The sequence below is a fragment of the Xenorhabdus littoralis genome (genome assembly GCF_033949345.1).
Taxonomy (GTDB): Bacteria; Pseudomonadota; Gammaproteobacteria; order Enterobacterales; family Enterobacteriaceae; genus Xenorhabdus; species Xenorhabdus littoralis.
This window is the reverse complement of sequence record NZ_VCDP01000087.1, coordinates 1-9673: the sequence shown is the minus strand read 5'-3', so window position 1 is coordinate 9673 and position 9673 is coordinate 1. Positions and strand designations below refer to the sequence as shown.

Sequence of the window (9673 nt, the reverse complement as noted above, 5' to 3'; positions counted from 1 at the left end):
GGTATCGCCCACCACTTCATCTTAAAGCCTACTTATCGGTAGCCTCTTTTTTATCCAGATGCTTTATCTAATCACACTCTTTCCATAGCATTGCTAATCAACTGGTTTTTTTCGTTTTTAATCCATAACTCTTGAATTTTTCCAGAATCCGCTGCATTTCTGCCGGAGAAAGTACAGGAACATTTTTTGTGATCGGAAGTACTTTCAAATAAAGTTGTGCCAGTATTTCAATCTCATTTGCCAGCCACAACGCCTTTTCCAGATTAACTTCCACCGTAATCATGCCATGATGCTGCATTAATAACGCCTTACTGTGTTTGATCCCATCTTTTACACTGTCAGCTAATTCCGACGTTCCAAACGTTGCATAAGGGATGCAGGGAACATGATCAGTTCCCGTCACCGCTATCATGTAGTGAATAGCGGGAATCGCATGATTGAGAATTGAAACTGCCGTCGCGTTAACGGCATGGTTATGGACAACAGCATGGAGCTCAGGGCGGGCTTGATAACAGGATAGGTGAAAAAGCCATTCGCTCGAAGGCACTTTATCAGCGTCATACTGACCTTCATTACTGACATACACGATTTGCTCAGGTGTCAGTTTTTCATAAGGTACGCCACTGGGTGTAATCAAAAAACCATCCTGATAGCGAGCGCTGATATTGCCCGACGTTCCTTGATTCAACCCAAGTGCATTCATTTTGAGACACGTATCGATGATCTCTTGAGCGATTTTTTCTCTGTTCATGATGTTCACCTTGAATGGTAATTACGCTTGCTGTTCGCACAAATCGGGAAAAAGCATTCGTAATCCTTCCGCGCTGGCATCACAAACTCCGCGCTCCGTAATCAGTCCGGTAATAAATTCAGCAGGCGTGACATCAAAGGCATAATTTCCACAGGCTGTTCCTTGTGGTGCTGTATTGACCCAACTGTACGTACCTTCAGGCGTGATCCCATACACATGAGATTGTTCTTCCCCTGAGCGTTGCTCAATGGGGATCTCTTTTACGCCGTCCCACACTGTAAAATCCAGCGTTGGTGATGGAAGGGCGACATAAAAAGGTATCTGATTTGCTTTGGCAGCCAATGCCTTAAGGTAAGTACCGATTTTATTACACACATCGCCCCGGGCGGTTGTCCGGTCAGTGCCGACAATACAGAGATCAACCTTGCCATGCTGCATCAAATGACCGCCTGCATTATCAGCGATCAATGTGTGTGGCACACCATGTGAACCTAATTCAAAAGCTGTTAATCCGCCTTGATTGCGTGGTCGGGTTTCATCAACCCAGACATGCACTTTAATTCCTGCATCGTGTGCCATATAAATAGGAGCTAGTGCCGTTCCCCAGTCTACCGTTGCGAGCCAGCCCGCATTGCAGTGAGTCAGAATGTTTATTGTTTCATCTGCGGGTTTGGTTTCTGCGATACACTGTATAATCTTGAGACCGTGTTCACCAATTTTGCGACATAGCTCCACATCTTCATCTGCAATTTCATTGGCAATACGATAAGCGGCTATTTTACGTAACGAAGGTTCGATATTTTCCAACGTTCGATATGATCGATCCAATGCCCATTTTAAATTAATGGCTGTGGGACGAGTTTTAATCAAAATATCGTATGCCTGTTGCAGATTATCATCACTGCTTTCCTGATGCATTGCCAGAGCCATACCATACGCAGCGACGGCACCAATTAAAGGCGCACCCCGAACCCACATCTCTTTGATGGCTGTAGCTGCATCCTGCATAGTACGCAGCTGAATAGTCTGAACCTCGAAAGGGAGTTTAGTCTGATCGAAAATCTCGACAGTCTCTCCATCCTCCGCAAGCCAAACAGAGCGGTAATGAGTGCCATTAATTTTCATATTTTCCTCTTAACACTGTGCGATATAGCGCTTGATGAGAGTGAAATTAGGATATTTCTCCCGATTTACAATCAACTCTCGCGCTAATTTCAGCGCACTTTTTTCACAAAGAGCACGCTGATTTTGATCTTCGACCAGTTTAAAATCGGCAACACCGGCAAATCCAATAATGCGTCGATTGATTTCGAAACCAGCATAAGCGAGAGTGTCTTTAAATAAGGTGGATAAAAAGTCTTCTTGTGCTGTTTTCAAGAATGAGGCATCGAACGTACCTTGCTGATAAAGCATGGTGGGATAAGCATCTCCTATCTGTTTCTCATCCCATAACTGACGGAAATGACGCTCAAATACTGTCCACGTTGTCTCTACTTGTTCCAATAGCCAGACTTGATAATTGGCACATTGTGTTGTAGTTTCCCGCAGGGCGGGCTGGGCGAAATAAGCCATCAATAAATTGCCGATATAGTTGCCGATATCAAACCCCATTGGCCCCATAAAACTAAATTCTGGATCAATGACTTTGGTGGATTTCGGTGTCACCATAATAGAGCCTGAATGGAGATCACCATGTAGCAACGCTTGGGCTTGCGTCATAAACTGATACTTATACTGCATAGCCGTCTGAATGAGTGCCCGATCGTGCCAAATTGAGTCAATCTCATCGTCGAGTTGGGGAGACGTCCAGTTATTTCGTTCCGCATTAAAATAGGGTTCTGTGAAAATGAGGTCTTCGGTGATTTTGCATAGCTCATGATTATTGGCAAAACGGGCAACCAGTCCTTTCTTTTCCTCGCTGGTCATTCCAATATCTGAGGTATGGAATAATGTATTGGCGAGAAAAATGCCAATATCTTCGGCAAGATGAGAAAATTTTTCCCCGGCAATAAGTTGCTTGCGTAGGATGATATGCTGGGACAAATACTCCATAGCAAATAGAGCCATTTCCTCATCATAAAAATAGACATCGGGAACATACTCTCCGACAATTTTATTCTCTTCAATCAAGGCATGATACTCAAAATGAGAGCGGGCAAGAGAAAGCTGCCATGACTCACCCGCAGCCCTGACATAAGGTAATGCTTGCTTTACAACAATCGTCTTTTCTTTTCCAGAAACAATAAACACTAAGTTGAAATTTCCATCACCGACTTCCTGTATTTGCCAAGTTTCAGGAGAGCCACCCAGCGAAATTGTTGTGGGTAAATTTTTAGCGAGATAGCGGGGTAAAGATTCACAAGTTTGTGGGATATACCCGATAGGGACATGAGCAGACATTCTTTTTCATCCTGATAATTTCATGAAGGAAGGTTCATAAATTGCACAGCGATAACTTATTCTGCTGTAATGATTTTTTACAATTGTTAACTATATGTGTGCAAAAGTAAGGTGTCTGTGATGAGACTAGCAGATCTTATGCTGTATATGGCTGGTAAAGATAAGCGCCATTGCCTGTATTTCTGATGCAGATCAGCAGAAATTATAAAAACCAGCAATGGCGACATTTTGTCAGATTATTAATTAACCTGTTTTTATTGGATTACCTGACAGATTATGGAACATCAGTCAGATTTGCGGTTTTGGTAGGGGAGGAAGGCCATAAGCCGCCCTGGCACGATCACAACTTTCATTGTAATTATCTGTTTCCCATGCTTGTGGGAACTCTCTACAAGGAGAGGGCCTACTATCATAAATTGAGCAGGAAACGGACTGACCAATCTCTCCGCATAAATTGATACATCTAGGAGCAGATTTATTGGTGCCTTTCATACAACGCATGAAATCATTTAATTTCTCCGTCATAGAGACAGGAACTGTTCCTCCACCATCTTCGGCTTCTGCCCAGTAAAATGAAACACGGAAATATGCACAACAAGCACCACAATTTATACAAGGATTATCTTGTAATTGAGTTTGAGAAATTAACGTTTGACTCATACCAGATGCCACTATCTGATGTTTAAGACATACAATCAGGTAATATACCTTATCCTCAAAAGCCTATCTTTGATTGAAAACAGGGACCTTTTAAAAAGAGATTATGTTGCTAAACTCTAATATTATTCAAGGTAAATTTATTTTGTTTGGATGTTGCTGAAATAACAGAAGTATTATTTTTTCTTCTTTAATTAAAGAATAAATTTATTTATTTCATGGGTGAACTATAATTAAAGTTATTATGTGTGATGATTATTTTATAATGCAGGAAAAATAGTAATTTCCCTGCATTATACGTGTTATTTTTTTTGAGCCATTACGGAATTTAATTCCATATAACTCATTCTGGCTTCATCGTTTGATTTTAAAAAGCCTTTTTGTATGAAGCTTTCCATACCACTTTTCGTAATACCATAAGCTTGCTCGGCAAAGAAAGAGCCACCAGAGATTCGTTTCACACCTGCATTAAAAAATTCTTCTGCACTAGGGCCATAGGAAAGAGCCATGACATTTAATGGTCCATTAATATGAGTACTAATTGTTTGGCATATATTTAAGTCGATCAAACCGGGAATAAAAATACAATCTGCGCCGGCTGCAAGATAGGCATTGGCTCGGGAAATAAAATGCTCAGGATCACTGTTTTCACCACGAAGCCATGAGTCTATGCGGGCATTGATAAATAAATCAAAATTTAATTTCTTGGCGGCAGTACGAACGGAAGTGATACGCTCAGCTCCGTCTTCTATAGACAGTGACTTACCATTTTTGGAATCTTCAATATTAATACCAACACATTCGACGGAATAGAGATCTTGAACAAGATGCCCCATATTTTCATCAATACTCAATAAACCATCTTCGATATCAGCAGAAACAGGAAGATTAGTTCTGGAAGTAATCAGATCAAGCACTTTAATGATGATTTTTCTATCGGCCAATTGATTGTCGGGGTAGCCTAAACTCCAAGATATTCCAGCACTGGTTGTTGCTATTGCTTTTACACCGCTTTGTTCCGCTATACGGGTACTCATAACATCCCATGAGTTGGCTAAGATTAATCGACCTTCTTCATGGAGTTGGCGAAATATTTGAATTTTTTCATGTAAGCTTATTTTTGTCATGTAATTGTCTCAAAATAGGTTTTATCTAGAATTAAATATTTCTTGAGCTTAATTGATAGAATCAATTTCTATGATATAGTTAATCTTATTGATTATTTCAATTTTTAAAAATTATTATTTATTTTATCCTTTTTACATAATAGATGGGTTTCGTTGATTTAACCAATTAAATATAAAATAATATGAATTTCCTGAAGTATATCTATACAAATACATGCCCATAAATAATACTAAGAGCTTTAGAAAAATGATTGAAAATATATCAATTGAAAAATTGATAGTTGTACCGTTAAAGACTGATGAAGGAACTTTACTTTTTGGGTATGGTTGTCATCGTTGCCCTGGAGAGACTCTCCCAATGCATAATTTACTGAATTTGTAACGTATAAATATAATATTAACATTTAATTATTATCGCCATCTTAAAAGACGACGGTTTTACATTATATAGGTAATTAATAGAGATTATTTGATATTTTCAAGTAAGGAAAAAATAGATAAATACACTTTATCTAAATCAATATTATTGACATTTTCAGGATCATATAAAGTGATACAATTATTCTCCTTTGCTAAAGGAGCCCAATTTTCAGGCTTAGTCACGCCATAAAGGGCAACAAGATTTTTTTGCAATGCGGCAGCTAAATGACATATTCCTCCATCGCCAACTACAATTAATGTCATATTATTCAATAAAGTTAAAAAGGAGTCTAGAGAATCAGATATAACAATCTCACTATTTTTTCCTATACGAAATTTTAAATCCTCAGCTAAAAAAATATCATTATTTAGTGAAGAAATAATAAATCTTGCTTCTGGATAACGATCACGTATTTTCTGTGCTATTAAAATGAGTATTTCATTGTTTATCAGACTATTTTTTCGATTGTTAGAGACAGAAAATAAAATAGCAGGGGAGTCAAAATCAGTAACCTGATTTGTCTTGTTAAGAGTAATACATGGAAGAATTGAAGATGATAATTTTGTCTCGTCAGGTGAAAATGTACGTAATACTTTTAAGGCCTGATGATAACCATTAACTTGTTCTTGCTTTACTGGATGGTTAATTAATTTAGAATGCCAGTGATTATCTGAAACAACAGCATAACGACTTTTAGCACCCAATAACCATAAAAATAAATTATTTAGCTTCATCGGGGTCGGTTTGGCTGAGATCGCTATATCGAATCTCTTTTGACGAAATTTTAATGCGGTTTTTAAAATAGCTAAATATTTATTCCCTTTGGGAATGACATTAATGTTTATGTTAGGCATCAAATAATAAGCAAGTTCAACATTATCAGGATTGATAAACAGACTAATCTCAGCGTTTGGATATTTTTCTTGTAAAAATTTTATTAATGGCTGAGTGCAGATAAGATCACCAAGTCCATTTCGGCGCAGTATGGCTATTTTCATGTTCAGTTATTTGAAATACAAAAATTTTTATAGTTTATGATCGTCGTGACTATAACTAAAAACAGAGAGTAATAACATTATATTTTTATTACTTAATGAAAAAATTCAGATTTGTCTGTGATTAAATACGTAATTGTTTGATAAACAATAATAAAAATGTTAACGGACTAACTTTTGCGAATTAGTTCAATAGATTACTTTTAGGGTCAATAGAAGAAAGTTACATCAAAAATTAAAATATCGGATATTTATTATCCAATATGAGAAGATGGCAAAAGATAGTTATTCTGCTTAATCTTATTGTTTATTGCTGTGTTGTTTGGGGGAGAACAGTGTTGATTTGGCGTCCTCTGCATACTTCGAACTAGCATGCAGAGTCATTGATAATTAATGATATTCTTTAGTGTGAATTTTATTTTACCCAAAATTTTACCCAACTTACTCTGATAACAACTTATTTTTGAATTCCAGATGGGTTGAATATTTCCAGCGAGAGCGCCCATGAATTTTATTTGGTTTTTCTAGAGTGCCATCCTTTATGCGCTCATAGATGAATGTCTTCTTAAATCCAGTATCATTCATGATGAAATTTAAATCAACCCACGAGTCTGGATGTAATTCTGTTCTGTTCATTGCTTCATCTCCTTCCGAATCATCCGCACATAATAGCCCAGCACTGATTTAGCGCTGAACCTCATGTGGTTGAGTGGTTTGAACTTGAGGGTGTATTTATCGAGGATTGCGGTTACTGCTTTGTCGTCGTATTTGGGTAGGTTGTTGAGTTCTTTCAGGCACTCCCTCGCCACCTGTCTCCTTGCGTTCTCGAATGTGTTCTGTGTATTCATTATGCTCGGTTGACAAATTAACGTGAATTTGTAAAACGGTTGACGCTAAATAGTCAACTTTAATCCTCTGGCAGTCCGTTGCCTGAATTTGTTAGTCTATGATAGATACATCAATATTGGATTCAGAGAATCCCATTGTCTGCAAACCTATGACTATTTTGTCTATCACGAAACCCGCCAACATTTCATTTGGCACGGTATAGATTGGAATTACAAACTCTTCTGCTGTTGCTCTGGTCATTTCGATGGTTATTTTTGGTGTGTTCATACTATTTTCCTCAAATGGTTATTTGGTTAGATGGTTATTTGGTTAACCTTCACGCCATGCCTGAGCGCGAGTTTTCATTCCATTCTTTTTTGCGTTCCGTTTTATTTTCTTTAGCTCCGTTTGAGCCTGTTCTAGGGTGATTTCTCCACTTTTAACTCTACTCATTATCGCTATACGAACGTCTATTGAATCCGCAATAATTCCTGTTTCTTCGCAATTTTTTAGATGGTTTCGTTTCTCAAAAACCGCATTAAATCTGGTTCTTCTCATATTTAATTCCGTTAATAAATTCAATATTATTCATCGGTGATTCATTCCCCCACGTATGCCAGCCATTGACTGACTCACGGGCGAATAATTCAATGCGTGGGACATCGCCGTATAATTGTTCTAACCTGTGATGAGCTTCTCTCGGCTTCTGGCTATGTTCGCCCAGACATGAATAGATAACCTGTTTCACGCTGGCGTTCTGTCGGGGTAGTCCATTACCCCGGATGGCGATCAACACGTCCTCGGTATTGCTGTGGGTATAATTGCCGCCGTTCATCCGTGTTTCAGTGTTGAGCAGTTCCATGAAATCCCAGCTATCAAATAACCGTTCTTCCTGAATAGCTTTATCTATGCGATCCATTGCCAGCTTATTGAGCTTAACCCATGTGAAGAGCTTCATAGTTTTGACTGTGAACCCCCATGCTTTAACCAGTTTCATAGCCTCAGCCGTAAAATTTCCCGTGTACCACATGCAGAGGACGGAGTTATCAGCGGCTATTTGTTCGATGGGGAGACGGGTGAGAGAGTAGAAATCGGTGGTGGTGTAGTGATTGCAGGCTGCTCCGTTGCTGGAGGCGTTATTATATTGCCACGGGGGATCGCACAATATCAGGCTGTATTTTTGTTCCATTTTTTCGGTTATCCCGCTCATAATCCTCCCCACACTCCCGGCTACAGAATGCACCGTGTATTGCTGGCTCTGTCTCACACCATCGGCACATACCGTTGATGCTGGTTAGTGGTGGTTTACGGTTCTGGAGAGTATGAGATATATTCAGCTCACTCAGTTCATTTGCTGCGTCGATAATATCCATGATGGTTCTCGTTATTTGCTGGGGTGACGGTAGAGAGAGATTACCTTGCAACAACATATGTCCTTATAATATAGAAAGGACTGTTCAGCTCCTTCTTTGCTGCTTCTAAATCCTAAAATTTCATTGAATTTTTCGTCGATTATCTTATAAGCCACAGGCTCCATATTTTCATAGTCAGCGAGTTTTTCCATAGCTTCACAAATTTTAATTATTAAATGATAATTAGATAGTAATTGAAAATATCTAGAGACTGCATCATTACCCCAATCTTCTTTAACCTGAGATATCAACCAAACAAAATCAAATTTTTCATTTTTAACTTCGATAGCAGATTTTTTTATTTCTTTCGCCAACTCAATTACATCATTGTTCATTTTTGTTTTCCTATTTACCGGCTCACACTTTCTACTGGTGATGGAAATATTAATTCATAATCGAAATGTGCATTTAATTTTTCACATGCAGGGCTAAAATCTAACCCTGCGCTAAATTGTAATTTATTTATTTCATCTCCTTTAGTTAAATCAAAAACAGTTACGTACGAATCACCAATCGTATAAAATCCCAATCTATCTGATGGACACTCGTTTAATACTTTTTGCAGTTTATCCAGCCATTTCTTTTCGGCTGCGGTTAATTTACTCATTTTTACTCTCCTGTTTTATAACCGCTGAAAACCCATAATTCGATAACATTGATAAAACGTCTTTTTTAGAAAAAAACCATATTTATTATTAATGTTTTCTAATATAGAGCTTTTAACATTCCAATTAAAATTATGATTTTCTATAAAAATATGTACTTGATGAAAACATTCATCCAATGTCTCCCAATGTTTAGGATTTTTTAATGCTACTTGGATTCGACTAATAAGTGCAATTTCTAAGAAAGGCGGTCAGTTGCTATAGTAGGCATCTTTCTCGCCAAAGGAAATCTATGGTCTTCCCCCGTTTTTGCAACACTCATTTTGATGTCTGGTTGGCTTGCTTAAATCTATCCGGCGTCTCTATGAGTATGGATACCCGCGCCACGATGAGTTCCGCGCCTGATGAACCTTAAAATGCACTCGGCTTCAATAAGCCATTTTCCTTTTTAGGTTTATCATCAGGCCGATTGGCCGT

The 9673-nt window shown here is 38.3% G+C and carries 13 protein-coding genes; all 13 read right to left on the bottom strand.

Translation table 11 applies throughout. The features are described from left to right. Positions 1-97: 97 nt before the first annotated feature. The 13 genes from FE394_RS16950 to FE394_RS16890 all read right to left on the bottom strand — a co-directional run bounded on the left by FE394_RS16950 (position 98) and on the right by FE394_RS16890 (position 9198). Positions 98-751, bottom strand: a complete 654-nt coding sequence (locus FE394_RS16950; RefSeq protein WP_319927532.1) for an L-fuculose-phosphate aldolase — start codon at positions 749-751, stop codon at positions 98-100. 21 nt (positions 752-772) lie between these two features. Continuing rightward, positions 773-1876, bottom strand: a complete 1104-nt coding sequence (gene mtnA, locus FE394_RS16945) for an S-methyl-5-thioribose-1-phosphate isomerase (protein ID WP_319927531.1) — start codon at positions 1874-1876, stop codon at positions 773-775. A gap of 9 nt (positions 1877-1885) precedes the next feature. Further along, entirely contained in the window at positions 1886-3151 is a 1266-nt protein-coding gene (gene mtnK, locus FE394_RS16940; RefSeq protein ID WP_319927530.1) for an S-methyl-5-thioribose kinase, read from the bottom strand. A 288-nt stretch (positions 3152-3439) separates the two neighbouring features. Beyond that, on the bottom strand, positions 3440-3811 hold the full coding sequence (locus FE394_RS16935; protein ID WP_319927529.1) for a YkgJ family cysteine cluster protein: 372 nt from the start codon (positions 3809-3811) through the stop codon (positions 3440-3442). A gap of 299 nt (positions 3812-4110) precedes the next feature. Then, positions 4111-4935, bottom strand: a complete 825-nt coding sequence (locus FE394_RS16930) for an isocitrate lyase/PEP mutase family protein (RefSeq protein ID WP_319927528.1) — start codon at positions 4933-4935, stop codon at positions 4111-4113. A 465-nt stretch (positions 4936-5400) separates the two neighbouring features. Further along, on the bottom strand, positions 5401-6354 hold the full coding sequence (locus FE394_RS16925) for a glycosyltransferase family 9 protein (protein WP_319927527.1): 954 nt from the start codon (positions 6352-6354) through the stop codon (positions 5401-5403). A 438-nt stretch (positions 6355-6792) separates the two neighbouring features. Continuing rightward, positions 6793-6987 carry a helix-turn-helix transcriptional regulator gene (locus FE394_RS16920; RefSeq protein WP_319927526.1) on the bottom strand — a complete coding sequence of 65 codons (195 nt, stop codon included), beginning with the start codon at positions 6985-6987 and terminating at the stop codon, positions 6793-6795. A 303-nt stretch (positions 6988-7290) separates the two neighbouring features. After that, positions 7291-7467, bottom strand: a complete 177-nt coding sequence (locus FE394_RS16915) for a hypothetical protein (RefSeq protein WP_319927525.1) — start codon at positions 7465-7467, stop codon at positions 7291-7293. Positions 7468-7509: 42 nt separating this feature from the next. Beyond that, positions 7510-7737 (bottom strand): hypothetical protein, encoded by a 228-nt coding sequence (locus tag FE394_RS16910; RefSeq protein ID WP_319927524.1) that lies wholly within the window; start codon positions 7735-7737, stop codon positions 7510-7512. After that, on the bottom strand, positions 7718-8389 hold the full coding sequence (locus FE394_RS16905; protein ID WP_319927523.1) for an MT-A70 family methyltransferase: 672 nt from the start codon (positions 8387-8389) through the stop codon (positions 7718-7720). Before FE394_RS16905 ends, FE394_RS16910 begins: the two co-directional genes overlap by 20 nt. Then, on the bottom strand, positions 8319-8552 hold the full coding sequence (locus FE394_RS16900; protein ID WP_319927522.1) for a hypothetical protein: 234 nt from the start codon (positions 8550-8552) through the stop codon (positions 8319-8321). The genes FE394_RS16905 and FE394_RS16900 overlap by 71 nt, the downstream gene beginning before the upstream one ends. 11 nt (positions 8553-8563) lie before the next feature. Then, positions 8564-8926, bottom strand: a complete 363-nt coding sequence (locus FE394_RS16895; protein WP_319927521.1) for a hypothetical protein — start codon at positions 8924-8926, stop codon at positions 8564-8566. Positions 8927-8940: 14 nt separating this feature from the next. Continuing rightward, complete coding sequence (locus FE394_RS16890) at positions 8941-9198, bottom strand: hypothetical protein (protein ID WP_319927520.1); 258 nt, start codon at positions 9196-9198, stop codon at positions 8941-8943. Between the last annotated feature and the right edge of the window lie 475 nt (positions 9199-9673).

What these genes read in the sequence shown, in the direction of transcription:
- FE394_RS16950 (WP_319927532.1), bottom strand. Translation starts at nt 751, where the DNA reads ATGAACAGAGAAAAAATCGCTCAAGAGATCATCGATACGTGTCTCAAA.
- mtnA (WP_319927531.1), bottom strand. Translation starts at nt 1,876, where the DNA reads ATGAAAATTAATGGCACTCATTACCGCTCTGTTTGGCTTGCGGAGGAT.
- mtnK (WP_319927530.1), bottom strand. Translation starts at nt 3,151, where the DNA reads ATGTCTGCTCATGTCCCTATCGGGTATATCCCACAAACTTGTGAATCT.
- FE394_RS16935 (WP_319927529.1), bottom strand. Translation starts at nt 3,811, where the DNA reads ATGAGTCAAACGTTAATTTCTCAAACTCAATTACAAGATAATCCTTGT.
- FE394_RS16930 (WP_319927528.1), bottom strand. Translation starts at nt 4,935, where the DNA reads ATGACAAAAATAAGCTTACATGAAAAAATTCAAATATTTCGCCAACTC.
- FE394_RS16925 (WP_319927527.1), bottom strand. Translation starts at nt 6,354, where the DNA reads ATGAAAATAGCCATACTGCGCCGAAATGGACTTGGTGATCTTATCTGC.
- FE394_RS16920 (WP_319927526.1), bottom strand. Translation starts at nt 6,987, where the DNA reads ATGAACAGAACAGAATTACATCCAGACTCGTGGGTTGATTTAAATTTC.
- FE394_RS16915 (WP_319927525.1), bottom strand. Translation starts at nt 7,467, where the DNA reads ATGAACACACCAAAAATAACCATCGAAATGACCAGAGCAACAGCAGAA.
- FE394_RS16910 (WP_319927524.1), bottom strand. Translation starts at nt 7,737, where the DNA reads ATGAGAAGAACCAGATTTAATGCGGTTTTTGAGAAACGAAACCATCTA.
- FE394_RS16905 (WP_319927523.1), bottom strand. Translation starts at nt 8,389, where the DNA reads ATGAGCGGGATAACCGAAAAAATGGAACAAAAATACAGCCTGATATTG.
- FE394_RS16900 (WP_319927522.1), bottom strand. Translation starts at nt 8,552, where the DNA reads ATGGATATTATCGACGCAGCAAATGAACTGAGTGAGCTGAATATATCT.
- FE394_RS16895 (WP_319927521.1), bottom strand. Translation starts at nt 8,926, where the DNA reads ATGAACAATGATGTAATTGAGTTGGCGAAAGAAATAAAAAAATCTGCT.
- FE394_RS16890 (WP_319927520.1), bottom strand. Translation starts at nt 9,198, where the DNA reads ATGAGTAAATTAACCGCAGCCGAAAAGAAATGGCTGGATAAACTGCAA.